The organism is Rhodococcus sp. PD04, assembly GCF_035918275.1.
Taxonomy (GTDB): Bacteria; Actinomycetota; Actinomycetes; order Mycobacteriales; family Mycobacteriaceae; genus Rhodococcus; species Rhodococcus rhodochrous.
Map to the genome: position 1 here is coordinate 833,137 of NZ_CP142143.1, position 23,983 is coordinate 857,119.

Annotated in this window: 24 protein-coding genes and 5 tRNA genes; 13 read left to right on the top strand and 16 right to left on the bottom strand. The window is 68.2% G+C overall.

Annotation, left to right across the window (positions count from 1 at the left end; genetic code table 11):
• Positions 1–72: 72 nt before the first annotated feature.
• From U9J23_RS03835 to U9J23_RS03855, 5 genes are all read right to left on the bottom strand, one after another.
• Complete coding sequence (locus U9J23_RS03835; RefSeq protein ID WP_272266902.1) at positions 73–1,998, bottom strand: LCP family protein; 1,926 nt, start codon at positions 1,996–1,998, stop codon at positions 73–75.
• 771 nt (positions 1,999–2,769) lie between these two features.
• Positions 2,770–3,912, bottom strand: a complete 1,143-nt coding sequence (dusB, locus tag U9J23_RS03840; protein WP_059384248.1) for a tRNA dihydrouridine synthase DusB — start codon at positions 3,910–3,912, stop codon at positions 2,770–2,772.
• 165 nt (positions 3,913–4,077) lie between these two features.
• Positions 4,078–5,031 carry an acyl-ACP desaturase gene (locus U9J23_RS03845; protein ID WP_059384247.1) on the bottom strand — a complete coding sequence of 318 codons (954 nt, stop codon included), beginning with the start codon at positions 5,029–5,031 and terminating at the stop codon, positions 4,078–4,080.
• A gap of 207 nt (positions 5,032–5,238) precedes the next feature.
• Positions 5,239–5,841 (bottom strand): DUF937 domain-containing protein, encoded by a 603-nt coding sequence (locus U9J23_RS03850; protein ID WP_059384246.1) that lies wholly within the window; start codon positions 5,839–5,841, stop codon positions 5,239–5,241.
• A gap of 86 nt (positions 5,842–5,927) precedes the next feature.
• Positions 5,928–6,389, bottom strand: coding sequence for a hypothetical protein (locus tag U9J23_RS03855; protein ID WP_272266898.1), 462 nt, complete (start codon positions 6,387–6,389; stop codon positions 5,928–5,930).
• A gap of 172 nt (positions 6,390–6,561) precedes the next feature.
• On the opposite strand from U9J23_RS03855, the gene U9J23_RS03860 reads away from it, so the two are divergent.
• Positions 6,562–7,200, top strand: a complete 639-nt coding sequence (locus U9J23_RS03860) for a hypothetical protein (protein WP_059384245.1) — start codon at positions 6,562–6,564, stop codon at positions 7,198–7,200.
• Positions 7,201–7,284: 84 nt separating this feature from the next.
• Here the strand turns inward: U9J23_RS03860 and U9J23_RS03865 are convergent.
• Positions 7,285–7,357 (bottom strand) — tRNA-Lys (locus tag U9J23_RS03865).
• A gap of 295 nt (positions 7,358–7,652) precedes the next feature.
• Here U9J23_RS03865 and U9J23_RS03870 point away from each other — a divergent pair.
• The 8 genes from U9J23_RS03870 to U9J23_RS03905 all read left to right on the top strand — a co-directional run bounded on the left by U9J23_RS03870 (position 7,653) and on the right by U9J23_RS03905 (position 12,151).
• Positions 7,653–8,312, top strand: coding sequence for a TetR/AcrR family transcriptional regulator (locus U9J23_RS03870; protein ID WP_059384244.1), 660 nt, complete (start codon positions 7,653–7,655; stop codon positions 8,310–8,312).
• Between the two features lie 100 nt (positions 8,313–8,412).
• Positions 8,413–8,485: transfer RNA gene (locus tag U9J23_RS03875), tRNA-Glu, on the top strand.
• A 54-nt stretch (positions 8,486–8,539) separates the two neighbouring features.
• Positions 8,540–8,613: transfer RNA gene (locus U9J23_RS03880), tRNA-Asp, on the top strand.
• Positions 8,614–8,652: 39 nt separating this feature from the next.
• A tRNA-Phe gene (locus U9J23_RS03885) sits at positions 8,653–8,729 on the top strand.
• 85 nt (positions 8,730–8,814) lie between these two features.
• Positions 8,815–8,888, top strand: a tRNA-Asp gene (locus tag U9J23_RS03890).
• A 221-nt stretch (positions 8,889–9,109) separates the two neighbouring features.
• Positions 9,110–10,348: a glycosyltransferase family 4 protein gene (locus U9J23_RS03895; protein WP_085469208.1), complete on the top strand. Its 1,239-nt coding sequence runs from the start codon at positions 9,110–9,112 to the stop codon at positions 10,346–10,348.
• A complete protein-coding gene (locus U9J23_RS03900) occupies positions 10,342–11,073 on the top strand; it encodes a class I SAM-dependent methyltransferase (protein WP_326601481.1) in 732 nt (243 codons plus the stop codon). Before U9J23_RS03895 ends, U9J23_RS03900 begins: the two co-directional genes overlap by 7 nt.
• Positions 11,060–12,151, top strand: coding sequence for a prenyltransferase (locus U9J23_RS03905; RefSeq protein WP_272266891.1), 1,092 nt, complete (start codon positions 11,060–11,062; stop codon positions 12,149–12,151). The genes U9J23_RS03900 and U9J23_RS03905 overlap by 14 nt, the downstream gene beginning before the upstream one ends.
• A 1-nt stretch (position 12,152) precedes the next feature.
• Here U9J23_RS03905 and U9J23_RS03910 read toward each other — a convergent pair whose 3' ends face one another.
• The 7 genes from U9J23_RS03910 to U9J23_RS03940 are packed head-to-tail and all read right to left on the bottom strand — an operon-like array spanning position 12,153 to position 18,548.
• Entirely contained in the window at positions 12,153–12,815 is a 663-nt protein-coding gene (locus tag U9J23_RS03910) for a class I SAM-dependent methyltransferase (protein ID WP_059384240.1), read from the bottom strand.
• Between the two features lie 44 nt (positions 12,816–12,859).
• Positions 12,860–13,927: a phosphotransferase family protein gene (locus U9J23_RS03915; protein ID WP_059384239.1), complete on the bottom strand. Its 1,068-nt coding sequence runs from the start codon at positions 13,925–13,927 to the stop codon at positions 12,860–12,862.
• A complete protein-coding gene (locus tag U9J23_RS03920; protein WP_085469211.1) occupies positions 13,924–15,045 on the bottom strand; it encodes a TIGR03857 family LLM class F420-dependent oxidoreductase in 1,122 nt (373 codons plus the stop codon). Before U9J23_RS03920 ends, U9J23_RS03915 begins: the two co-directional genes overlap by 4 nt.
• Positions 15,042–15,410, bottom strand: a complete 369-nt coding sequence (locus U9J23_RS03925; protein WP_085469212.1) for a carboxymuconolactone decarboxylase family protein — start codon at positions 15,408–15,410, stop codon at positions 15,042–15,044. The genes U9J23_RS03920 and U9J23_RS03925 overlap by 4 nt, the downstream gene beginning before the upstream one ends.
• On the bottom strand, positions 15,407–16,306 hold the full coding sequence (locus tag U9J23_RS03930) for an NAD(P)-dependent oxidoreductase (protein ID WP_326601486.1): 900 nt from the start codon (positions 16,304–16,306) through the stop codon (positions 15,407–15,409). Before U9J23_RS03930 ends, U9J23_RS03925 begins: the two co-directional genes overlap by 4 nt.
• On the bottom strand, positions 16,303–17,052 hold the full coding sequence (locus U9J23_RS03935) for an SDR family oxidoreductase (protein ID WP_059384235.1): 750 nt from the start codon (positions 17,050–17,052) through the stop codon (positions 16,303–16,305). The genes U9J23_RS03930 and U9J23_RS03935 overlap by 4 nt, the downstream gene beginning before the upstream one ends.
• 26 nt (positions 17,053–17,078) lie before the next feature.
• Positions 17,079–18,548, bottom strand: coding sequence for an aldehyde dehydrogenase (locus tag U9J23_RS03940; protein ID WP_085469215.1), 1,470 nt, complete (start codon positions 18,546–18,548; stop codon positions 17,079–17,081).
• An 82-nt stretch (positions 18,549–18,630) separates the two neighbouring features.
• On the opposite strand from U9J23_RS03940, the gene U9J23_RS03945 reads away from it, so the two are divergent.
• Entirely contained in the window at positions 18,631–19,548 is a 918-nt protein-coding gene (locus tag U9J23_RS03945; protein ID WP_059384233.1) for an SDR family NAD(P)-dependent oxidoreductase, read from the top strand.
• Between the two features lies 1 nt (position 19,549).
• On the opposite strand, the gene U9J23_RS03950 is transcribed toward U9J23_RS03945, so the two are convergent.
• Positions 19,550–19,777, bottom strand: a complete 228-nt coding sequence (locus U9J23_RS03950) for a hypothetical protein (protein ID WP_197700690.1) — start codon at positions 19,775–19,777, stop codon at positions 19,550–19,552.
• Positions 19,778–19,870: 93 nt separating this feature from the next.
• Here U9J23_RS03950 and U9J23_RS03955 point away from each other — a divergent pair, with 93 nt between their 5' ends.
• Positions 19,871–20,506 carry a TetR/AcrR family transcriptional regulator gene (locus tag U9J23_RS03955; protein WP_085469216.1) on the top strand — a complete coding sequence of 212 codons (636 nt, stop codon included), beginning with the start codon at positions 19,871–19,873 and terminating at the stop codon, positions 20,504–20,506.
• Positions 20,507–20,529: 23 nt separating this feature from the next.
• Here U9J23_RS03955 and U9J23_RS03960 read toward each other — a convergent pair whose 3' ends face one another.
• Both U9J23_RS03960 and U9J23_RS03965 read right to left on the bottom strand, forming a co-directional pair.
• Positions 20,530–21,360 carry an oxygenase MpaB family protein gene (locus tag U9J23_RS03960; RefSeq protein ID WP_085469217.1) on the bottom strand — a complete coding sequence of 277 codons (831 nt, stop codon included), beginning with the start codon at positions 21,358–21,360 and terminating at the stop codon, positions 20,530–20,532.
• Between the two features lie 46 nt (positions 21,361–21,406).
• Positions 21,407–22,003: a TetR/AcrR family transcriptional regulator gene (locus tag U9J23_RS03965; RefSeq protein WP_145707835.1), complete on the bottom strand. Its 597-nt coding sequence runs from the start codon at positions 22,001–22,003 to the stop codon at positions 21,407–21,409.
• Between the two features lie 87 nt (positions 22,004–22,090).
• Here U9J23_RS03965 and U9J23_RS03970 point away from each other — a divergent pair, with 87 nt between their 5' ends.
• Together U9J23_RS03970 and U9J23_RS03975 are read left to right on the top strand one after the other, a co-directional pair.
• A complete protein-coding gene (locus tag U9J23_RS03970) occupies positions 22,091–23,317 on the top strand; it encodes a cytochrome P450 (protein ID WP_085469218.1) in 1,227 nt (408 codons plus the stop codon).
• A 76-nt stretch (positions 23,318–23,393) separates the two neighbouring features.
• Positions 23,394–23,963, top strand: a complete 570-nt coding sequence (locus U9J23_RS03975) for a TetR/AcrR family transcriptional regulator (protein ID WP_272267089.1) — start codon at positions 23,394–23,396, stop codon at positions 23,961–23,963.
• Positions 23,964–23,983 lie beyond the last annotated feature (20 nt).

The window sequence follows — 23,983 nt, forward strand, 5'->3', positions numbered from 1 at the left end:
ACGACCTCGATCGGTCCGAACGGCGAGCATCGGATGAACCACAGGTGAACGTCGACGGCCGAACAGTGGTGTCTACGTGCACAGATCGTCGGCGGCGTTGGTGATCGCGAGATCGGCGGGGAGCTCGACCGACGACTCCGACCGGGTCTGGATCTCCATCGGGGCGAGCTGCGTGCCCGCCGGGGTGGGAGCGACGACGGTGCCGTCGAAGCTGGTGCCCAGGACGATCTCCACGATGCCACCCAGCTGAGCCGAGGGCGGAGCCTCCTGCAGCACCGCACCGGGGAAGGCCGATGCGACCGTCGCGGCGTCGGTCTCCTGGCCCTCGCTGAAGCGGATCACGGTCTGCTTGCTCGTCCCGGACGCGTAGTTGCCCACCGAGTAGACCGGGAAACCGTAGGCGGCGACCTCCTCGGCGGTGCGGGCCGCCAGTCCGGACAGACCCGACGCGTTCGAGACCTGCACCGACACCGTCGACGGATCGACCGCGAGCTGCGCGGGCAGCGGTTCGGCCGGGGGAGCGGCCGCGACCTCCGTCGGGTCCTCCTCCCGCTTCTCACCCGGCAGCGGGAGATCGTCGATGATCGCGGTGAAGATCGCCTTGATGTCGTCCGTGCGGGGGATCTCGTTGCCCCAATCGTTGGTGCCGGCCGTGGGGATGGTCAGGAAGGACACCGCACCCGCCTCGACGTTCTGCATCGAACGTCCGAGTTTGACGAGCGACTCGGCGTTGACGTTCTCGACGAAGGTCGCGCGGGTGAAGGCGCCGATGAAGCCGTTGAGCTTCCCGGGGTCGAACAGCACCTTGTTCGACAACGTCGAGCGCAGCAGCGACGACAGGAACTTCTGCTGCCGGCTGATCCGGCCGTAGTCGCTGTTGCCTTCCTGGTCGATCTTGCGGGCACGGACGTAGTCGAGTGCCCGTTTGCCGTCGAGCGTGTGGGTGCCGGGAGTCTCGATCAGGGGACCGAGTTCGTTGTCGTACAACGGTATGGAGGTGCACACCTCGACACCGCCGATCTCGTCGACCATCGATTCGAAGCCGGCGAAGTCGATGCCCACGAAATGGCCGATCTTCAACCCGGACATCTTCTGGATCACCTTGACCAGGCATTTCGGTCCGCCGAGGGCGTAGGTCGCGTTGAGCTTGTCGCCGTCGGCCGCCGGATACAGCTCGGAGTCGTATTCGCCGGTCGCGCTGTCCCAGCCGCGACAGACCGGTCGCTCGACGTCCAGGTCGCGCGGGAACGACACCGCGACCACGCGGCTGCGGTCGGCGGGGATGTTGACGAGGATGACGGTGTCGGCACGGGCGCCCTCGGCGTCGTCGACGGTTCCGGCGCCGATCTCACCGCTCGCGCCGGCGCGGGTGTCGGTGCCGATGATCAGATACGTCTCGTCGCCGGTCTGACCGACCGGATCGACGATGTCTTCCGAGTCGATGTCGAGCGCGGCGATCTGGGAGAAACCGGCCTCCGTGGATCGGACGTACCCCCACACCGCCCCGTTCCCGATGAGCGCGAGGACGGAGACGAACGCAACCACGGCTCTCGTCGCGAACCGGAGACGCTTCTGCTTGCGCTGTTTGCTCTGCGCGAGCCGGCCGAGCGTGGCGTTGCCCACCGTGCGGGGCCGAGCGGATCCATGCGCCTTCGGGTCGGGCGTGCCGTCGTTCTCCTCCTCGACGGGCGCCGCAGCGCCCTCGGGGGCCACCGTATCGATCTTGACGGTCGGCTGTTCGTTCGCGAGCGACGGTTGCTGTCGAGGGGGAGGCGTCTGTTGCGATCCGGCGGTCCGAGCCGGCACGACGGGAGGTGCCGGTCGCGGCTCGGCCGGTGGACGTGGCTCTGCGGGCGGTGCGGAGCGCGGGTCCGCGGGAGATACCGGGCGGGAGTCCGCCGGCGGCACCGGGCGCGCGGACGGCACCGAAGGCGGGGGAGCCGGTACCGAAGGCGGAGGAGTCGCTATCGAGGGCGGAGCAGACGGGGGGCCGGCCATCCGATCCGGCGCCTGAGTGCGCGGCGGGACGGGATTCTCCGGCGGCCGGGGACGGGACGGTCCCGGAGGCACCCGGGGAGCACCGGGCCGGACCGGCGGTACGACCGTGGTCGGAGGTCCCGAAGAGGCCGGCGGCACCGGAGGGGTGGGCGGTCCCGACGGAGTCGGGGGCGGCGTCCTGCGCGGGAGCTCCGCGCGACCGGCATCGTCCTCGGGCGCGACGTGCCGAGCGGATTCCGGGTCGTGAGGACGGGCGGGAGGTAACGACGAGGTGGACGTGTGCGGCGGATCGGCAGGAGGCGGATCCGTCGGTGGTTCCGACCGTGGGGACGGATCGGATCGTCGTCCCACCTTGTCGAGCAGTTCGGCGACGGTGAGCTGCTCCGGATCGTCCGAGTCCGCGGCCCGGCGGTTGCGTGCACTCTCGTGGCGACGCGAATCGGCATCGGTGTCGTCGGAGCGGTGCACCCCACCCGAGCGGCTGCGGCGGGACGAGCGGGATTCGCGGTAGCTGCTGTCGGCTATCGGCCGTTCCCAGGGAGCGCGAGGATCCGGGGATCCTGTCTCGTGCTCCTCGTCCACCGATACCTGCTCTTTCCGCGGTCGCACCGCCTCGTCATCCGTCGTCGTCCACGTGATCGCTCACCGGCGACCGTCGCGAGGACTCCGCAATGATACTGATCGTCTGTTGCATGTGACCGTGACGCGGCTGTGTCGCACGACATCCATCGGTCGCTCCGCCTGTCCTCCGGGACCACGTGCCGGGACGGGTTACCCGCCCGAGTGCATAATGTCGGCGCCCTCGGGCACGCAGGTGTCCTCGGGGTCGTCGAGCCAGCCGTCGGGCAGAGCGACGCTGCTCGGGGAGCCCTGACGTCCCCGCGGGCCTTCGGCATCCGCGGGGAAGGGCACGTCGTGGTCGAGTTTGCCCAGCAGGTCGTCGAGCTCGGCGAGCGTCGACACGCGGGCGAGGCCGTTGCGGATCTCCGAACCCGCAGGGAAGCCGCGCAGGTACCAGGCGATGTGCTTGCGCATGTCGCGCAGACCGCGGTCCTCGCCGTGGTGGTCGGCGAGCAGTTCGGCGTGCCGCCGCATGATCTGCGTCACCTCACCGAGATTCGGCGGGGTGGGGATCGGGCGACCACCGAGCGCGGCGCTCAGTTCGGCGAACAGCCACGGGCGTCCGAGGCAGCCGCGACCGACGACGACGCCGTCGCACCCGGTCTGCGCCATCATCTTCTCGGCGTCGGAGGCGTCGAAGATGTCGCCGTTGCCGAGCACGGGCACATCGGTGACGTGCTCCTTCAACCGTGCGATCTCGCCCCAGTCGGCCGCTCCCGAATATCGCTGCGCAGCGGTCCGGGCGTGGAGGGCCACGGCCGCGGCACCCTCGGAGGCTGCGATGCGACCGGCATCGAGGTGGGTGTGGTGTTCGTCGTCGATCCCGATGCGGAACTTGACCGTGACCGGGATGTCGGTGCCCTCGGTGGCGCGGACGGCGGCCGCGACGATCTGCCCGAACAACCGGCGCTTGTAGGGGAGGGCCGAACCTCCGCCCTTGCGGGTCACCTTCGGGACCGGGCATCCGAAGTTCATGTCGATGTGGTCGGCGAGGTTCTCGTCGACGATCATCTTCGCCGCGGCGTAGGTGGTGTCGGGATCGACGGTGTACAGCTGCAGCGACCGCGGTGTCTCGGTGGGGCCGAAGGTGGTCATGTGCATGGTGACCGCGTGCCGCTCGACGAGGGCGCGGGCGGTGACCATCTCGCACACGTACAGGCCCGACGTGCTGCCGGCCCGTTCGAGTTCGAGTTCGCGGCACAGCGTGCGGAATGCGACGTTCGTCACTCCCGCCATCGGCGCCAGCACGACCGGGCTGTTCAGTTCGAGCGGACCGATACGGAGGGATGACATGGGTACCTCTGGAAAACGTTGTGTGACAAAGAAATAGCGTGCCCGTCAGGGATGGGCCGCGGAAACGACTGTGCCCGGCACCGAAACCGGCGCCGGGCACAGGATAACCTCCGCGGACTCAGGCGGCGGTGTGCATCCGGACTCAGGCGTCCGTACACATGGGACTCAGGCGTCCGCGCCGACCTTCTCGCGCTTGGCGGCCTCACGGGCGAGGGAGCGATCGCGCATCTCCTCGAACCGCCCCGCCTGACGCCCCAGCTCGTCGAGGAAATTGCCGAGCTTGTCGAGATCCTGCTGCGCCTCGCTGCCGAGATCGCGCTCGAAGATCCTCCACTTGCGCAGCACCGGCATCACGACGTCGTCGAGGTGCTGACGCAGGTCGTAGATGCCGTGCTTGGCCATCAACACACCGTTGCGACGGAAGTTCGGCATGCCGGCACCCGGCATCTGGAAGTTCTCGAGCACCTCGACGATCGCGGCGAGCGTCTGGGCCGGAGCGATGTCGATCGCCGCGTCGCAGATGTTCCGGTAGAAGATCATGTGCAGGTTCTCGTCGGCGGCGATGCGCTGGAGCATCTTGTCGGCGATCGAGTCGTCGCAGGCACGACCGGTGTTGCGGTGCGACACGCGGGTCGCGAGCTCCTGGAAGGTCACGTAGGCGACGGAGTGGAGCATGCCCGTCGAGTTGGGGGACGCGAAGCCGTTCGTCATGTGCTCCATGCGGGCGTTCTCGAGTGCGACGGGATCGACACCGCGCGTGACGACCAGGTAGTCGCGCATGACGATGCCGTGGCGGTTCTCCTCCGCGGTCCACCGGCCGACCCAGGTGCCCCAGGCGCCGTCGCGCGAGAAGCTCTCGGCGATCTCCCGGTGGTAGGAGGGCAGGTTGTCCTCGGTGAGGAGGTTGGTGATCATGGCCGCCTTGGCGACCTCGTCGAGCTTCGACTGCTCGGGTTCCCAGTCGACACCGCCCATCGCGGCGAAGTTCCGGCCCTCGTCCCACGGCACGTAGTCGTGGGGGTGCCAGTCCTTCGCCATCGAGAGATGCCGGTTGAGGTTCGCTTCGGCCACAGGCTCCAGCTCTCGCAGCAGCTCCAGTTGAGTCAGGACTCGCGTCATGCTCTTCTACCCCTCACATCGGTGTCCGTGTACTCCGCCGGCCTACGGAGGAGGGGAGCCCGGCCGTTCGTCGCCGCGGCACGCGGCGCACCGGTGGCCCCCCCACATTCGCCCGGATCACGGTACAGGTCCGGGCGGCCCGATGACAGCACCGTCCCGCTCGTGCCGTATCACACGGACGAGCGGAACGTGCGGTTCCGGAGGGTCTCAGCGCTTGCCGCCACCGAGAAGTCCCCCGAGGAGACCGCCGAGTCCACCACCCGAACTGCCGCCGAGCACGCTGCCGAGGACGTCGCCGATCCCACCGCCGGAGGTGGCCGATCCACCACCGGCGTTCTTCAGCAGACCCCCGAGGAGATCGGCGAGACCTCCGCCCTGCGGAGCGCTCGCGGTGTTCGTTCCCGCACCGCCACCGATCTGCTTGGCGAGATAGGACAGCACGATGGGGGCGATGATCGGCAGGACCTTGGCGATCAGATCGTTCCCGCCGGCGCCGTTCACGGAACCGAGGGTCGAGATCACCTGGTCCTTCTTGTCGCCGAAGACGTTGGAGACGATCCTGTCGCCGTCCTCGGTGTCGATCCCGTCGACATCGACCTCACCCTCGGCCAGGTTCGACTCGGAATGCTTGCCCAGCGCGGAGAGCAGAGATGCCGCTCCGGTCGGGTTCTGGGCGTTGGCGTCGAGACCGCCGACGAGGGTGGGGAGCGCTGCGCGGACGGCCGTCTCCGCCGTCGCGTTGTCGACACCGAGTCGCTGCGCCACCTGGTCGACGGGAATGCGGGACATCAGATCGTCGAGACTTGCCATCGTTCCTGCCTTGGCTCGTGGGTGCCCCGAAGTGGCCACCCGGTGCCGAGAGGGTATCGGGACGAAGCCCGTTGCAGCGGGAGGCGTCAGTCGAGCGAGGCGGCGCTCGTCGAAGAACGGCGCAGCGCGATCAGGCAGCACAGCAGTGCGACGAGCGTGCCGCTGAGCAGGAGCACCGTCCCGTTCTGATTGGTCAGGGTCGTACTGCGATTGAGTTCGACGTACTCGCCGTGGGTCTGGAGCAGACGTGTCCAGAACACCGCGGCCGTCGCGACACCGATCAGCGTCCCGGCCCAGCCGACGGCCACCGAGTCGAACAGTGCGGCAGCGAGGAGCAGGACCGCGGCGACGACCAGTGGTACTGCGAGGGACTCGTACAGCGGCAGACCCGGGACCGCGACACCGGCCAGGTCGCCGTCGGGGAAACCGTCGCGCAACGCCGACAGGGGAATCTCGGTGGGTCGTATTCCGCCGACCACCGGCAGCACCGACCCGATTCCCAGTGCGACAGCGGCCAGGAACAGGCCCAGGTCCACGAAACTGCGCATGTTCCTCCCCGGACGATGAACGTTCGATTACCCCTGCGGCTCACCGTATACAAAGTCGGGCAACCGCACCGGGTGAAATTCGCAGTGCGAAGGGACCTGATCCGAATGCGGTGGTCCGTAGGCTGAGATGCACACCGCAGGTGCACGTACCGATCGGCGAGGAAGGTTCGATATGGCGGACATGAATGTCGACGAAGCGGGTTCGCGGAAAGGCTTGCCGCCGTGGGCGAAGAAGACCATCGCCGTGGTCGTGGCCCTGATCGTGCTCGTCATCGCCTACTACACCCTGGCGGCGTTCGTTCCTCGTTGGTGGGCGCAGCGGATCGCGAACCTCGCCGAGGGCGGCTTCGTGCGCGGCGTGTTGTGGGGTCTGCTCTTCGGCATCCTCTGCACGGCGATCCCCATCGCGCTGCTCTCGTGGATCTGGCAGGTCCGCAACTGGAAGTACGGCCGCGGGCTGCAGGTCGCCTTCGGCGTGCTCGCGCTGGTGGTCGCGCTACCGAACCTCATGACCCTGGCGGTCGTGCTGGGTACCGGGAACGGTGCGCACGCGGGGGAGCGCATCCTCGACGTGGACGCGCCCGGCTTCCGCGGCGCCACGTTGATCGGCGCGATCATCGGAGCGCTGCTCGCGGTGGTCTTCGTCGTCGCGCTCACCCGTTATCGCAAGCGCGGACGGGATCTGAAGCAGGCCCGCACGGATCTCGAGCAGCGCCGGATCGAGCAGGAACGGCTCGAAGCGCGCCGTGACGCGGAGAAGGAACTCGGCCGGCACACCGACGACGTCCCGCCCGGCTCCCACCGACTCTGACGTAGGGCCCGGGCTCCGAAGAAGACCCCGAAAGGTCCGGGAACGACGAACGCCGGCGTCGCGTACGACGCCGGCGTTGCCCGGTGCCCCCAGTAGGGCTCGAACCTACGACCTGCGGATTAAAAGTCCGTAGCTCTACCAACTGAGCTATAGGGGCATGGGCGCACAGTGTAACCACACCGCACGGTGAGCCACGCTGCGCGATCGATGATATCGGACATCCGGCGGTGCGGGCGCCGCCCGCGACGAATGGAAAAAGGCCCGGGTGCCCACCCCCTGCTCCGCACCCGAGCCGGACAAAGCGTACCACTCGGTGTGTTCTGTGGAAACCCGGGTCCCGGGGGTGGGGCTCACATTTCACCCGGTGGAACACGGCCCGGAACCGGGGTTGTGGGGGCAGACTAGAGTTGTCTCGTGGGGGAACACAGGAACGTGGAAGGCTGAATTTCCCCATGCCCCGTCAACAGGAGCGTGCGCGTCGTACGCGGGCTGCGATCGTCCGATCGGCAGCCACCGAATTCGCGCGGCGAGGTTTCGCCGCAGCATCGATCAACGCCATCCTCGAGCAGTCGAATGCCACCAAGGGTGCGATGTACTTCCACTTCGCGTCCAAGGAGGATTTGGCCCGGGCGGTACTCGACGAAGGGCTCGAGCACTACCGCGCCATCGTCGACAGGTGGATGGACGTCCCCGGTCTCGACCCCTTCGAGCGGCTGCACGGCCTCATCGGTGATCTCGGTGCGGCCCTGCACGACGACGTGGTCATCGCCGCGGAGTTCCGTCTGGTCACCGAACCCGAGTTCGCGGAGGAGGTCAGGCTGCGCGGCAGCGTCCTGTGGGGGCGGGCCGGCTACCAGCTGGCACGCGAAGCGCAGGAGAAGGGCCTGTTCCGGCCCGGCGTCGATCTACAGCGTTTCGTCGAGGCGATCGCGTCGTCGCTCGCCGGTCAGCGCTATCTCGCCGACCTCACCTCACCGGAGACCGACGTCCGCGCACGCTTCGAGGCCTGCGTGGAAGTGCCGCTCGAGGCGATGGCGTCGGAACAGTGGCTCGCGCAATGGCGGGAGAAGGGTTGGCCGAGCAGGCCCGACAACGACGAATCGACGGCTTGACCTGCTGGTTTGTGATTCGCGAATGCCGTGGCATAAGCTGTCCAAGCTCCCAACGGAACGCCAAACCCGTTGAGGGTGCGGTTCGGAGAGATCCGATCGGGCCCCCTTCGTCTAGCGGCCTAGGACGCCGCCCTTTCAAGGCGGTAGCGCGGGTTCGAATCCCGTAGGGGGTACGCTTCGACCTCGTCGAAGTGTGCAGTATCTTGGTGTGAGAAGTGAATATGTATGGCCCTGTGGCGCAGTTGGTTAGCGCGCCGCCCTGTCACGGCGGAGGTCGCGGGTTCGAGTCCCGTCAGGGTCGCTCCAGAGTTTCGATCGGCATTCGGTTCGGGTGCCGTCCGGCCAGGTAGCTCAGTTGGTACGAGCGTCCGCCTGAAAAGCGGAAGGTCGCCGGTTCGATCCCGGCCCTGGCCACCACGGTTGTCCGGCGAACAACCATCAATTTCATATCTTCGACCCACCGGTTACGGTGGGTCGAGCTATGGGAACTTCGGTTCCTCATGGCCCTGTGGCGCAGTTGGTTAGCGCGCCGCCCTGTCACGGCGGAGGTCGCGGGTTCGAGTCCCGTCAGGGTCGCTCCAGGCGAAGCCCCGGTATCACATCGATACCGGGGCTTCGTCGTCATCTGTTCGCGGGCCTGTGTCCACTCGCCGTTCCCACTCGTATCGTGGATCCGCACCGGGTGTGGTCCGGCTCGCTATCGTGAGGACACAAAACATGTTCTAGTGTGTGCCCTACACAACTAGTGGACATCTGTCCGAGCGACCTGGCCCTCCGAGCGAACCCCGAGGTGGAATGTGCGCGTAGCTCTGTTGTCCTACCGGAGCAAGCCGCATTGTGGGGGCCAGGGGGTCTACGTTCGCCATCTCAGTCGCGAACTCGTCGCCCAGGGACACACCGTCGAGGTGTTCTCCGGCCAGCCGTACCCCGAGCTCGACCCCGGCGTGACGCTCACGAAGGTACCCAGTCTCGATCTCTACCGCGACGACGATCCGTTCCGCACGCCGAAGCCGGGCGAGTACCGCGACTGGATCGACGTCCTCGAGGTCGCCACCATGTGGACCGCCGGCTTCCCCGAACCGCGCACCTTCGGTCTGCGCGCCGCACGCCTGCTGCGCGACCGCCTCGGCGACTTCGACGTCGTGCACGACAACCAGTCGCTCGCGTCCGGGTTGCTGCGCATCGCCGAGGATCTTCCCCTCGTCGCGACGATCCACCATCCGATCACCCGCGACCGCGAACTCGATCTCGCCTCCGCGACCACCCTCCGCCGCAGGATCACGCTCCGGCGGTGGTACGGATTCCTGCGCATGCAGGAGAATGTGGCCCGGCGGATCCCCACCCTGCTCACGGTGTCGGAGAACTCGGCCGACGACATCCGCACGGCCTTCGGGATCGAATCCGAACGTATCCACACGATCCCGCTCGGCGTGAACACGGAGGTGTTCGCGCCGCGGAAGGACGAACGCGTTCCCGGTCGGATCGTCTGCGTCGCGAGCGCCGACGCCCCGCTGAAGGGTGTTCCCACCCTGCTCGAAGCGGTCGCGAAGTTGCGCACCGAACGCGAGGTCGAACTGGTCCTCGTCTCGAAGCTCGCGCCGGGTGGGGCCACCGAGAAGCTCATCGACGAACTCGCCATCGGCGACGTCGTGCGCACCGTCTCCGGGATCGACGACACCGAACTCGCCGACCTGCTCGCCTCCGCCGAGATCGCGGCGGTGCCGTCGCTGTACGAGGGATTCTCGTTGCCGGCCGTCGAGGCGATGTCGTGCGGAACACCGCTCGTCGCGAGCCGCGCCGGGGCCATCCCCGAGGTCGTCGGGGACGCCGGTCTGTTGGTGCCCCCGGGCGACGCCGAACAGCTCGCCGCAGGACTCGCGGGCCTGTTCGACGACCCGGCCGAGCGTCGTCGTCTCGGCGCGAAGGGCCGCGACCGCGTGCTCGAACGCTACAGCTGGGCGGCCGTGGCCGCGCAGACCGCCGCGATCTACGACAAGGCGATCGCCGCGCATCGAGAGGGGAAGAACGGATGCTGACCGTCGACTTCGACCGCCTGGGCGTCGTACCGGGGATACGCGCCCTCGACATCGGGGCCGGCGCGGGGCGCCACTCCTTCGAGCTGTACCGCCGCGGCGCCGACGTCGTCGCCTTCGACCAGAACGCCGACGACATGAAGGCCGTCGCCGACATGTTCGTCGCGATGGAACTCGAAGGCGAGGTCCCCGAGGGTGCGCTGGCCCGGGCCGAGGTCGGCGACGCGCTCGCGCTGCCCTACGACGACGCGACCTTCGATCTCGTGCTCATCTCCGAGGTGCTCGAGCACGTGCCGGAGGACGAGCGGGCCATCGCCGAACTCGTCCGGGTCCTCAAGCCCGGTGGTGTCGCGGCCGTGACCGTGCCGCGCTGGCTGCCGGAGAAGATCTGCTGGGCACTGTCCGATGCCTACCACGAGGTGGAGGGCGGGCACATCCGCATCTACAAGGCCGACGAGCTCGCCGCGAAACTCACCGCCGCCGGTCTCACGGTCTCGGGCACCGACCACGCCCACGCGCTGCACGCGCCGTACTGGTGGCTCAAGTGCGCCGTCGGCGTCGACAACGACGACAATCCGCTGACGAAGGCGTACCACCGGCTGTTGGTCTGGGATCTCATGAAGGCCCCGTGGATCACCCGCACAGCCGAGAAGATCCTCGATCCCGTCATCGGGAAGAGTGTCGTCTTCTACCTCGAGAAGCCGGGAAACGCCGGTGCGGCGCGGTGAATCCGCGCGCGTGACGGTGCCGTCGGTACCGGGTGTGCTGTCGCCGGAACAGAGTCTGGCGACGGGCCGGGCCATCGCGCGGATGCAGGAGTCCTCGGGAGCCGTCCCGTGGTTCCCCGGAGGTCACATCGACCCGTGGGATCACATCGAATCCGCGATGGCGTTGACCGCCAGCGGTTTGCGCGAGGAGGCGGACGCCGCCTTCGAGTGGTCGCGGCGGACGCAGCGCGCCGACGGGTCGTGGCCCATCCAGTTCCGCGGCGACATCGTCGAGAACCACGACACCGACAGCAATTTCACCGCCTACATCGCCGTGGGCGTATGGCACCACCATCTCGTGACGGGCGATCGCGGGTTCGTCGAGCACATGTGGCCGACGGTGCGTGCTGCGCTCGACCTCGTGGTCGACATGCAGTTGCCGGGCGGCCAGATCTCCTGGGCGCGAGGCGACGGCGGGATGTTCGACGAAGCGCTGCTCACAGGCTGTTCGAGCATCCACCAGAGTCTGTGGTGCGGTCTGCGGATCGCCGACCTGATCGGTGAGGCGCAACCCGAATGGGAGGTCGCGCTGATTCGTCTCGGCCACGCTCTGCGTCGGCACCCCGAGGCGTTCACGCCCAAGCCCGAGTACTCGATGGACTGGTACTACCCGATCCTCGGCGGAGCGGTGCGCGGCACCGACGCGCACGAACGGATCCGCGAGCGCTGGTCGGATTTCGTTGTCGACGGGCTCGGGATCCGTTGCGTCGACCATCGCCCGTGGGTCACCGGAGCCGAGACGTGCGAACTGGTCCTGGCGCTCGACGCACTCGGCCACGCCGGGCGTGCCCGCGAATTGTTCGCGGCCATGCAGCATCTGCGCGACCCGGACGGTTCGTACTGGACCGGTCTGGTCTACGCCGACGGCAAGCGCTGGCCGGTGGAGGTCAGTTCCTGGACCAGCGCAGCGGTGATCCTCGCCGCCGACGCGCTCTCGCGCACGACGGGAGGAAACGCGATCTTCCGGGATGCGGCGGCACCCGCCGACCAGCTGGGCGCCGACCGCTGCACCGAACGTTGCCCGGTGCTCGTCCCGTAGTTCAGCTGCCGGGCAGGGATCCGACCGTGCCGGCGGTGCGTTCGAGAACCCGCAGCGAGGACGTCACCGATTTCTCGACGAACTCGCCGCTCTCCAGTGCGAGACAGTAGATCTCGTACGGGGGCCGGCCGCCGTCCTTCGGGTCGGGGAAGACGTCGTGGATGATCAGGGCGCCGCCGATGCGCACCCATCTCGCCCAGCCGTCGTAGTCCGCCCGGGCCGCCTCGCTGCTGTGTCCGCCGTCGATGAACACGAACGAGGCGGGGGTGCGCCAGAACGACGCCACCACAGGAGAATTGCCGACCACCGCGACGACGTGCGATTCGAGGTCGCCGTCGGCGAGGGTGTGCCGCAGCGCGCCGACCGTGTCGAGGCGGCCGGTGTGCGGGTCGACCAGCGACGGATCGTGGTACTCCCAGCCGGGCTGATGCTCCTCCGAACCGTGGTGGTGGTCGACGGTGACGATGGTGCCGCCGGTCGCCTTGGCCGCAGCTCCGAGATACACGGTCGAGCGGCCGCAGTAGGTGCCGATCTCGACGCCGACGCCGTCACCGAGATACTGCACCGCAGCCTCGTGCAGTGCGGTTCCCTCGTCCTGAGGCATGAAACCTGGTGTCGCCTCGGCGAGTCCGATCGCCTCACGGGGCAGGGTGGTGCGGGACATCGGATGGATCTCCGTTCTTCTCGCGTGATGCGGTGTATCCCGGATCACCCTACCGACCGGTCGCGCCGTCCGATGCTCTCGGACACGACGGTGAGACTGTCGAGTTCGCGGATCGCGGCGCACGACCGCTCGACCATCACCGCGAACATGCGGTCGCCGCGGTCGGTCCTCGTGCCGTAGGCGCACCCGAAGACCGCGACGAGCGGACCCTGCAACATCGCGAATCGGTAGTCGTCCCAGCACTGCTGCAGGCCGTAGCCTTCGACGCCGTGGCACAGCAACGCGCGGTGATAGGTCGAGACCAACTCCTGCTCGTGCTCGCGTCGGACCGTCGGCTCCAGACTCGTTCCGACGAAGTACGCGAGGTCGCGGGCGGGGAGTCCCACCGTCAGGGTCTGCCAGTCCACCGCGACGACACCGCTCTCGCCACCGGGTGGGAACAGGAGGTTGTCGAGCCGGTAGTCGCCGTGCAGCAGCGCGAACCGGTCGGATCGCGCGAGCACCCACTCCTCGGTGAGCTCGGCGCAGGCCCGCAGCGTGTCGCGGTCGTCGGCACCGATCAGATCACCGAGACCGTCGAGGAAGGTCTCGATGGCCGGGCCGTACAGCTCGGCGAGGATCCGTGCCTGCTCGGCGTCCGTGGTGGTGAGCCAGTCCGATTCGTGGAGGTCGGGTGCGCACCAGCGGGGACCGTGCAGTCCGGCGAGATTGCGGACGGCGTCGTGCGCCTCGTCGACGGTGCACCCGGCGAGCTGGTCGCCGGGCAGTGCCGGGGCGGCGTCCTCGAGGAGCAGGGTGAACTCCCCGTCCTCGCCGGAGGCGACATGATAGCAGGTGGGGGTCCGCACCGCGACGGACGGTTCGATGTCGCTGTAGAAGCGTGCCTCCCCACGATAGGCGCCGGCGAGCATCCTCCGCGTCGCGGGATCGGGTGACGGAAGCTTCGCGACGAGTGAGGACGGCACGTCGTCGCCCGTCAGGACGAGCCGGTAGCACAGGGCGATCTGACCCGTGCCGATCCGCTCGACGTCCACCGTGCGTACCGTGCCGCCGAGCACGGCCGAGAGTCGTTCGGGCGTCAGATCCTCCGCCGACAGGAACAGATCGGTCATGGTGTGCTCCGGCCGGGGTTGGCGGGTAGGGATACGAAACGTGCGGGGTCGCGGATCGTCCGCCACGCGGCGACGACCGGGACGAGTTCGGAGGGCGTGGCGCCGTGCAGGATCACACTGTCGGCACCGGCGTCGAACTGGTCGGCGATGCGGGTCGCGCACTGTGCGGCGCTGCCGGTCGCGCTCGCGGCGAGCCACTCGTCGGGCAGCAGCGACCGGATGTGCACGAGCAGTTCGGTGGGTGCCGCGTCGATCGGTCCGGAATGGGCACGGACCTCGGCGTCCTCCCGAAAACGGTGCAGTACCTGCGGGTCCCAGCCGTTCGCGCGGACGAGCACGTCACCGTAGCCCTGCAGGTAGGTCGCGAGCCGTCCGGTGAGCTTCCGCAACCGGAGGTCCTCGGGGATCGACTCGTCGACGGTCGCGAGGACCGACCAGATACGGACGGACTGCGGGTCGCGGCCGGCCTGCTCGGCGGCGTCTCGCACCGTCTTCACGGCGCGGGCGAGCGTGTCGTCGGTGAAGAAGGTGTGCAGGACGACGGCGTCGGCCACGCGTCCTGCCAGGTCGAGTGTGCGCTCGCCGAGCGCGACCATGAGGATCGGGATGCGGTCGACACCCTCGGCGGTGCGTCGCAGATACGGGAAATCACCGGCCGGGCCGTGGTGGTCGACGACGGCGTCACCGCGCCACAGCGTCCGGAGCAGGTCGACGGTGTCCTCGAGCCTCGCCGACGTCACGCGCGGCAGCCCCATGAGATCGAACAGCACGTCGAAGCCGCGGCCGAGCCCGAGGGCGTACCGGCCGCGGCTCAACCGATGCAGGGTGGTCGCCATCGTCGCCGTGACGAGGGGATGGCGGGTGTGCGGATTGGTCGCCGCGGTGCCGATCCCGAGCGTACGGCTCGTCGCGGCCGCCGCACCGGCCAGCGCTGCCGCGTCCTTGGTGTCGAACCGTTCCGACAGGAAGACCGAACCGAGGCCGATCTCCTCGGCGACGGTGATCTCGTCGAGCAGCGCCCTCGGGTCGTCGGTGTGCCCGGCGAGGCCGTAGAACCCGAGTTCCGGACAGTCCGGGGCCGGGCCGCCCGCTTCTGCGTCCGCCCCCGAGGTGTTCACGAGCGGGTCGCGGCCCGTCGCTTGTGCAGCACGCTTCCGATCGTCGAATCGAGTTTCGTGCCGAGCGGCCACCCGACGTAATGGCACAGGAACAGGGCGATCTCGCGGAGTTGCTCCTCGTCGAGTTCCTCGTTGTGCAGGGCCGCGCCGATCTGGATCTCCGCGACGTCGGTGAGTCCCTGCGCTGTGAGAGCACCGAGCAGGAGCAGTCGCCGATCGCGGATGCTCAATCCCGGCCGCGACCAGATGTCGGCGAACAGGTGGTCGGCGGTGACGGCGAAATGATCGCCCGGGCCGTCCTGCATCTCCCAGCCGTAGACCTTGGACATCATCTCCAGGCCGCGGCGGCGGGTCTCGTCCGTCATGCGTGCTCCTTCCGGGAACGGGTCTGCGCGATCTCTCCCGTGCCGACTCCGAGGCCGGGGCCGAGGTCGGACAGCGCCCGGGCTCCGAGCGGCAGGTCGACTCCGAGGCGATCGCCGAGGTCCAGTGCCAGCGCGAGATCCTTCTCGCCGAGGGCGCGCACGCGCGAGAAGATCGGGAACCAGGAGTCGTCCTCCGCGAGGGGAGATGTGGTGTCGCGCCACATGATCGAACCGGCGCCGCCGGTGATCGCGTCGGTGTGCCGGACGACCTTGCCGAGCTCGGTGATGTCGATGCCCGCGGCCTCGGCGAGTCGCTGTGCTTCCGTGGCCGCGGTGAACGCGATGAAGTGGAGCAGGTTGCGGGCGAGCTTCATCCGGGTTCCTGCCCCGACGGGGCCCGCGTGCACGACCAGCGACGCGAAGGTGCCGAAGGGTTCCTCGATCTTCGCGAAGCTGTCGTCGGTCGCGCCGACCATCACGGCGAGGATGCCGTTCTTCGCGCCACCGGCGCCACCGCTGACCGGTGCGTCGACGAAGTCGACTCCCTTCTCGGCACACTTCGCGGCGAGCTCGACGGCGGTGGTGTCGGAGATCGTCGAGTGGACCGCGACGACCGTGCCGGGCCGGGCCGTCGCGAGCAGTCCGTCCGGACCGGTCACGACGTCGCGGACCTGGGCGTCGTCGAGGACGGTCACGCACACGAGGTCGCAACCGGCGGCCAGCTCCGCCGGGCTCGACGCCGCGGCGGCACCCTTGTCGGTGAACGGGCTCATCGCCTCGGGCACCACGTCGAGCACGGTGAGGCCCCCGGGCCGGGTGAGCAGCCGCTCGGCCATGGGCGCCCCCATGTTGCCCAGCCCGATGTAACCGACCCGGCCGATCGTGGAGCCGGTCACGAGCGGATCACCTGCCCGCCGTCGACGTTGAAGATCTGCCCCGTGACCCAGGCCGCCTCGTCGGAGAGCAGGAACAGACACATGCCGACGAGATCGTCGGGAGTGCCCATGCGCTCGAGCGGCAACTGCTTCACCATGTCGGCGACCATGTTCGCGGGGGTGGTGGTGCGGGTCGCCTCGGTGTCGATGGGACCGGGGGCGATCGCGTTGATGCGGATGTTCGAACCGCCGAGCTCGACGGCGAGTTGCTGTGTGAGACCGTTGATCCCGACCTTCGCGAGCCCGTAGAAGCCCGAATACAGCCAGGCCGCCGTCGACGACTGGTTGACGATCGACCCGCCGTTCTTCGTCATGTACGGCCACACCGCGCGGGTGACGTTGAGGGCACCGTCGAGGTTCACACTCATGAACTTCTTGTAGTAGTCCCACGGAACCGTCAGCAGCAGATCGAGTTTCATGCCGCCGTAGATGGCGGCATTGTTGACCACGTGGTCGATGCCGCCGTAGGTCTCGACGGTCGACGCGGCGAGTGCCTCGGCGGAGGCGGGGTCGGAGACATCGACCGAGGTGAAACTCGCGACGCCCCCGTCGGCGACGATCTGTTTGGCGACCTGCTCGCCGAGTTCGGCGTCGATGTCGGCGACCACCACGTTCGCGCCCTCGGCGGCGAGCGCACGCGCGTACGCCTCGCCGATCCCCTGGGCGGCGCCGGTGACGATCGCGGTGCGACCGGTGAAACGTGCCATCGGAAAAGTCCTTTCGGAAGTTCGGGTCAGCTCGCGGGTTCGGCGACGAGCTTGGTCTCCAGGTACTCCTCGAAACCGGTCACACCCATCTCGCGGCCGATCCCGGACTGCTTGTAACCCCCGAACGGGGCGTCGGCGGCGTACCAGATGCCGCCGTTGACGCCCAGCGTGCCGGTCCGTACACCTGCGACGACCCGCGCGATGCGGTCCGGATCGGTGCCGTACACCGAACCCGAGAGGCCGTAGGGGGAGTCGTTGGCGATGCGGATCGCGTCGTCGTCGCCGTCGTGAGGGATGATCACGAGCACCGGACCGAAGATCTCCTCCTGCGCTGTGCGTGCGGAGTTGTCGAGGCCGGAGATGAGGGTGGGTTCGACGAAGAAGCCGCGCTCGTGTTCGGTCGGACGTCCGCCGCCGGTGACGATCGTGCCGCCCTCCTCGACGGCGAGGCGGATGTAGCCCTCGACACGCTGCCGCTGCTTCTCGGAGATGAGCGGCCCGCACACCGTGCCGGGATCGCGCGGGTCGCCGGGCCGGATGCCGCTCATGGACTTCGCGGTCAGGGCCACGGCTTCGTCGTACCGTTCGCGGGGGACGAGCAGACGCGTGGTGATCGCGCAGCCCTGGCCGGCATGCGTGCACACGGTGAAGGCCGCCATCGAGCAGGCGCCGCGCAGGTCGGCGTCGTCGAGGACGATGAACGCCGACTTGCCGCCGAGTTCGAGGAAGACCTTCTTGAGGTTCTCGGAGGCCGCGCGCATCACGGCCCGGCCGGTCGCGGTGGAACCGGTGAACGAGATCAGGTCGACGCGCGGATCCTCGCTCAGCTGTGCGCCGAGGCTGTGGTCGCTCGAGGTGACGATGTTCAGCACTCCCGGTGGGATGTCGGTCTCCTCGGCCGCGATCCGCCCGACCAGGGCCGCGCACCACGGGGTGTCGGGGGCGGGCTTGAGTACCACGGTGTTCCCGGCGGCGAGAGCGGGTCCGAGCTTGGCGAAGTTGATCTGGTGCGGGAAGTTCCACGGTGTGATCGCGCCGACGACCCCGACTGCTTCCTTGAGCAGATAGCGGTGGGTCGGGATGCCCATGGGGGAGGCGTTGCCGAGATCCTGCGTCCACGCGTAGCTCTCGGCGAGGTCGGCGAAGTAGAGCAGGTCGTCGATGGGGCCTTCGAGATGCGCGGCGCTCGTGAGGAATCGGGGAGCGCCGACCTCGGCGATGGTGATCTCCCGCAGTTCCTCGATGTGCTCGCGCAGGGCGTCGCGCAACTGACGGAGGCAGCGGGCCCGGAAGGTGTGGTCGCGTGACCAGTCGGTGTCGTCGAAGGCGCGACGTGCGGCCGCGATCGCGGCGTCCATGTCGGTGGCGGTGCCCTCGGCCGCGTGGCCGAGCAGTTCTTCGGTGCTCGGATCGGTGATCGCGAAGGTGCCTCCGCTGCCGGGTACGAGCTTGCCGTCGATCAGAAGGGTGGAGCTGTCGGTGGGGCGAAGTGTCATCAGACGTTCCCTCGGTTCTGGACAGGTGTCTGGACTATAGTTCGGGCACTCGAGGCAGCGCAATGGGTGAACGGGGAACCTTATGGCAGACAACAATTCGGGGCCGGACAATTCGACCCCGCTCGCGGGCCGCGTCGTGGTCGTGACGGGCTCCAGCCGGGGGATCGGACGGGCGGTGGCGCGGACCCTCGTGGACGAGGGCGCACGGGTGGTGGTCAACGGCCGCGACGCCGAGGCGGTGCGCGACACCGTGTCGGAGCTCGTGTCGCAGGGCGCCAGTGCGATCGGAGTGTCCGGTTCGGCGGCCGCCTCCGGGGTCGCGGAGGATCTCCTCGGGGCGGCCCTCGACGAGTTCGGCGCGGCGGACGCGCTGATCAACTGTGCCGGCACCGCGGAACCTCCGGGCTCGTCGATCCTCACAGTCACCGACGAGGAATGGGACGACCTGATCGATTCGCATCTGACCGGCACCTTCCGTACGTGCCGGGTGTTCGCGCCCCGGTTCGTGGCGCAGGGGCGCGGGGTGATCGTCAACACCGGATCGTTCGCGTTCCTCGGCGACTACGGCGGTACCGGATACCCGGCCGGAAAGGGTGCGGTGAACAGCCTGACCGCGGCGATCGCTGCCGAACTGCGCGAGCACGGAGTGCGGGCCAACGTCGTGTGCCCGGGAGCCCGCACGCGACTGTCGACGGGACCGGAGTACGAGCGGCACATCGAGCGACTGCACGAGCGCGGATTGCTCGACGACGTCACCTACGAGGGCTCGCGCAACCCGGCGCCGCCGGAGTACGTGGCGCGGCTCTACGCCTACCTCGCGAGCGACACGGCGACCGTGACCGGCGGAATCTTCGCCGGCTCCGGATGTTTCGTCGGTCGGTTCGACAAGCCGACACCGACGCTGCTGGCGTGGCGGGACCACGACACGTCGCCGCCCTGGACGCTCGACGAACTCGCCCACCTCGTGGAGGGCGCGAGTCGTGCGGGAGCGTCGGGTTAGGTCAATCCTCGACGAGCCACTTCCAGCCCTTGGTACGCACCACCATCAGCAGTCCGGCGGCGAGCAGGAGTGCATGCCCCGCGAGATGCAGCGGCGCGGGCAGGTCGACGTAGTTGAGCGCGAACCAGCTCTTCGAGTCGCCGAAGAGATTGTTGATCAGGCCGCCTCCGCCCTGGACGACGAACAGGACACCGACGAGGGTCGCGATCGATTCCACGAGTGCCTCCACATCTGTGACGATACATTTGTATTGATCCGCTGCCCACGCTACGGTGGGGAAGCGAACAAATCAATACAAATGAACTGAAATGATGGTGGTGCCGTGACGGTTCGTGGCCTCGGCGCAACGCACGACGAGAGACGGTGGGAGATCCTCGACGCGGTCTTCACCATCGTCGACACCGAAGGTGCCCAGCAGGTGACGATCAGGCGCGTCGCGGCGGTGGCGGGCGTGTCGGTGGGGCGGGTGCAGCATTACTTCCCGACCAAGGACGCCCTGTTGACGGGAGCGTTCACTGCGGTCAACGAACTGGGAACCGAGCGCGTGCGGCAGCGGATCCCGGAGAACGGTGTCGAGGGGGAGGGCCCCGCATCGATCCTCGACGCGGTGCTGACCGAACTGATCCCGGAGACGGCCGACGACTGCCGGCTCGTGCGCGTCGCGCAGACGTTCGAGACGTATGCGTGCACACGATCCGAGCTGAAGGACCGCGTCGTGCGCGGATACGACGAACTCGTATCGCTCCTGGCGCAGCTGATCGGCGGATGTCTCGCCACCGACAGCGGCAAGCAGGAGGACGCGGCGCGGTTCCGGTCCCGGGCCTACGAACTGCTCGGCCTGGCAACCGGTCTCGCCGCACTCGTCGTCGTGGACGCTCTCGCGCCGCGAGCGGCCCGCGACATCCTGACGCACCGCCTCACCGAACTGCTCGACGCGTCACCCGAGGCGGACGGGTAGCTCCGTCGTGTGGGGGGCAGGGCTCAGAAGACCCGCAGTCTGAGGCATCGCCGCGTGCGCAGATCGAGCAGATAGGCCTTCCACAGCAGCGGCCACACCCACGGCGTGACGCGGTGCAGGCGCCGGACCGCCACGAGATAGCGGTCGAAGCGCCGCTGGTCGTCGGGTGTCCACCGGTAGTGCATGAGGTCGCGGAACTCCGGCGGCAGTGCGCCGCGGGTGATCAGTTCGAACGACCTGCCGAGCACCCGGTGGATGCCGCGGCCCAGTCGTCCGAGACGCACTTCGAGGAACGCGAGATTGCAGAGTTCGGTGAGGTACTCGCGCACCTGCTCGTTCATGGAGATGTCGGCGATGCCGGCCTTCCACAGTTCCTCGTACTCCTCGCGGGTCGTGGGCCACGACTCCGGTCGGACGTTCAGCGTCGTCGCGAGGGTCGCGCCGTCGCGGAGGATCCGGGCGTACTGCTCGTCGGTGAGCGGGCCGTACAGGAACTCGTGCTGGTCGACGAAGTACTTGAGCAGGCAGACCGCGACCCACAACTGCAGGGCTGGGGAGTTGGCGCTGTAGCGGACCTCCGCGCCGGGTGACGAGGCGACCCGGGCGTGGATCCTCCGCACCGACTCGCGGACGAAATCGCGGTCGGTGTCGTTGCCGAACACTGCGACCGCCAGATAGGTACCGGTCGTGCGGGCCCGCTTGATCGGATGAAGGTCGGCCCGGCCGGAGTCGACCGTGCTGTCGACGACGCCCTGGCCGACGCCGGGATGTGCGAGCTGCATGATGACGTTGGCGGCGTTGATCGTGCCACCGAGCGGTGAGACGAGATCGCCGAGAGTGTCGATCGCCCGCATGACCCCTCCATCTGAAGACGGATGTGTTCAGTTGATGGGTGTCACTCTAGCGCGTCCTGGTGGGGTCGAGGGAGGCGCCGGTCAGAACTCCGCGCACGACCGTCTCGTAGATGTGGTCGAGATCGAGCTCGTCGCCCAGGAAGCCGCTGCTCTGGAGGACCGCGAAACCGTGCAGGGCGGCGAACATGCCGACCGCGGCCTCGAGCGTCTCCTCCTCGGGGACGCCGCAGGACGCGAGCATCGTGCGCAGGGCCACGTTGGCGTCAAGCGCGGCGGCGAGCAGGCCGCCGCGGTCGACCGGTGCGGTGGTCAGCGCGCCGTAGCGGCGGGGATGTTCGACGGCCCAGGCGTGGTGGGCGTCGATCAGGGCGCGAAGCCCGTCGATGCCGCTGCGGCCCATCGCGACCTCGCGCAGATGTGCTCCGAGCTCGGTCATCGCGCGGATCTGCACGGCCGCCCGCACGTCGTCGAGATTGCGGACGTGGTTGTACAGCGAGGCCGTGACGATTCCCAAGCGCGACGAGAGGGTGCTCATCGTGAGCTGTTCCCATCCCAGCTCGTCGACGATCCCGAGCGCTGCTGCGACGACCTTGTCGCGGCTCAGTGTCCGCCGACGCACGGGTCGGGAGTTGTCGTCTGCCATGAAAACAGTCTAAGGGGCTTCCGTTCCAAACGAACGTGAGTAGTTTGTAAACGAATGCCATTCGTACGATCCCACGAGAGCGGCTTCATGACGACTTCACCCACAGATCTCAAGAACCCCGACGTCTTTGCCCAGGGGGTCCCACACGACTACTTCTCCGAACTCCGACGCACCTGTCCGGTTCACCGCCAACCCGAGGAGGGCGGCGTGGGCTTCTGGGCCGTCACCCGGCACGCCGACGTCATCGCGGTCTCCCGCGACAGCACGACCTTCTCCTCGGCGCTCGGAACCACCCAGATCGACGATTTCGACGAGGAGACACGCCTCAAACAGGCGTCCATGCTGCTCAACCTCGACCCGCCGGAGCACACCCGCCTGCGGCAACTCGTCAGCCGAGGTTTCACCCCCCGCATGGTGAAGACGCTCGAGGAGCGTATCCGGCAGACGTGTGAACGCACCGTCGACGCCGCCGTCGAGGCCGCACGCGACGGCACTGTGATCGACTTCGTCCCGGCGATCTCGGCACCCCTGCCGCTGGAGGTGATCGCAGCCCTGCTCGGCGCACCGGCCGAGGACGTGGGAAAGCTGTACGACTGGTCGAATCGCATGATCGGCTGGGACGACCCCGAATACGGCACCACCCAGGAGGACGGCGAACTCGCCGCCGCCGAGATCTTCCTGTACGCCAACGAGATCGCCGCGCAACGGCGAGTCGAACCGCGCGATGACATCGTCTCGAAGCTGGTGTGTCCCGACGGGAACGGCGACACGCTCTCCGAGATGGAATTCGACATGTTCTTCGTTCTGCTCGTCATCGCGGGCAACGAGACGACGCGCAACGCGATCTCGGGCGGGATGCAGGCATTCGTCGACCATCCCGAGCAGTGGCGCCGGCTGCAGAACGATCCCGGTCTGACCGACAGCGCAGTGGAGGAGATCCTGCGCTGGGTCACCCCCGTGGTGGGCTTCCGCCGCACGCCCACCTGCCCGGTGTCGATCGGCGACCAGCAGGTCGAACGGGGTGACAAGGTGATCGTGTACTACCCGAGCGCGAACCGCGACGAGGAGGTCTTCGACGACGCGCACATCTTCGACATCGGGCGCGAGCACAATCCGCACGTGGCGTTCGGTGGGACGGGTGTGCACTTCTGTCTCGGGGCGCATCTGGCGCGGCTCGAACTGCGGATCATGTTCGAGACCCTCGCCGCGCGTATCGACCGCGTCGAGCCGGCCGGCGAACCACGTCGGTTGCGGTCGAACTTCATCAACGGCATCAAGGCCATGCCCGTCCGTATCCACCCGCGACAGCGCTGAATTCGTCGGATGAACGCGCCGCGGGCATTGCCGACCCCCTTCGACCGTAGTAATGTCCAGACACGTGTCCAGAAACGTGAATCTCGAATCGACCCGTCGCCGCCTGACCGAGAAGCAGGCCGACACGGTTGCGAGGCTCACGCAGGCCGCGGTCGAGGTGCTCCGCGAGGAGGGATTCACGGGGCTGACGGTGCGTATGGTCGCCGCCCGTGCCGGAGTCGCCCCGGCGACCGCCTACACCTACTTCTCGTCCAAGGAACACCTCGTCGCCGAGGTGTTCTGGCGCCGGCTGGCCAACGCTCCCACGGCCGACGCCGCCGACGCCGAGAACACGAGCCGTGCCGATCGGGTGGTCGCGGTACTGCGGGGAATCGCGCTGCTGCTGGCCGACGAACCCGAACTCGCCGCCGCCGTCACCAGTGCACTGCTCGGTCAGGACCCCGATGTCGAACACCTGCGTGCGCGCATCGGACTCGACATCCGTCACCGGATCTCGGCAGCGCTCGGCGCCGACTCCGATCCCGACGAACTCGAAGCACTCGAACTGCTCTATGCCGGCGCGCTGGTCCGGGCCGGTATGGGCTACGGCACCTACGAGAAACTCGCCGACAGGCTGGAGACATCCGTCCGACTTCTATTGGAGTGATCCATGATCCAGGCATCTCC

Coding starts and splice junctions, on each gene's coding strand:
- U9J23_RS03965 (WP_145707835.1), bottom strand. CDS start 22,003: ATGGCAGACGACAACTCCCGACCCGTGCGTCGGCGGACACTGAGCCGC.
- dusB (WP_059384248.1), bottom strand. CDS start 3,912: ATGTCATCCCTCCGTATCGGTCCGCTCGAACTGAACAGCCCGGTCGTG.
- U9J23_RS03970 (WP_085469218.1), top strand. CDS start 22,091: ATGACGACTTCACCCACAGATCTCAAGAACCCCGACGTCTTTGCCCAG.
- U9J23_RS03855 (WP_272266898.1), bottom strand. CDS start 6,389: ATGCGCAGTTTCGTGGACCTGGGCCTGTTCCTGGCCGCTGTCGCACTG.
- U9J23_RS03915 (WP_059384239.1), bottom strand. CDS start 13,927: ATGACCGATCTGTTCCTGTCGGCGGAGGATCTGACGCCCGAACGACTC.
- U9J23_RS03935 (WP_059384235.1), bottom strand. CDS start 17,052: ATGGCACGTTTCACCGGTCGCACCGCGATCGTCACCGGCGCCGCCCAG.
- U9J23_RS03940 (WP_085469215.1), bottom strand. CDS start 18,548: ATGACACTTCGCCCCACCGACAGCTCCACCCTTCTGATCGACGGCAAG.
- U9J23_RS03835 (WP_272266902.1), bottom strand. CDS start 1,998: ATGGCCGGCCCCCCGTCTGCTCCGCCCTCGATAGCGACTCCTCCGCCT.
- U9J23_RS03870 (WP_059384244.1), top strand. CDS start 7,653: ATGCCCCGTCAACAGGAGCGTGCGCGTCGTACGCGGGCTGCGATCGTC.
- U9J23_RS03925 (WP_085469212.1), bottom strand. CDS start 15,410: ATGACGGACGAGACCCGCCGCCGCGGCCTGGAGATGATGTCCAAGGTC.
- U9J23_RS03860 (WP_059384245.1), top strand. CDS start 6,562: ATGGCGGACATGAATGTCGACGAAGCGGGTTCGCGGAAAGGCTTGCCG.
- U9J23_RS03845 (WP_059384247.1), bottom strand. CDS start 5,031: ATGACGCGAGTCCTGACTCAACTGGAGCTGCTGCGAGAGCTGGAGCCT.
- U9J23_RS03945 (WP_059384233.1), top strand. CDS start 18,631: ATGGCAGACAACAATTCGGGGCCGGACAATTCGACCCCGCTCGCGGGC.
- U9J23_RS03910 (WP_059384240.1), bottom strand. CDS start 12,815: ATGTCCCGCACCACCCTGCCCCGTGAGGCGATCGGACTCGCCGAGGCG.
- U9J23_RS03850 (WP_059384246.1), bottom strand. CDS start 5,841: ATGGCAAGTCTCGACGATCTGATGTCCCGCATTCCCGTCGACCAGGTG.
- U9J23_RS03900 (WP_326601481.1), top strand. CDS start 10,342: ATGCTGACCGTCGACTTCGACCGCCTGGGCGTCGTACCGGGGATACGC.
- U9J23_RS03960 (WP_085469217.1), bottom strand. CDS start 21,360: ATGCGGGCGATCGACACTCTCGGCGATCTCGTCTCACCGCTCGGTGGC.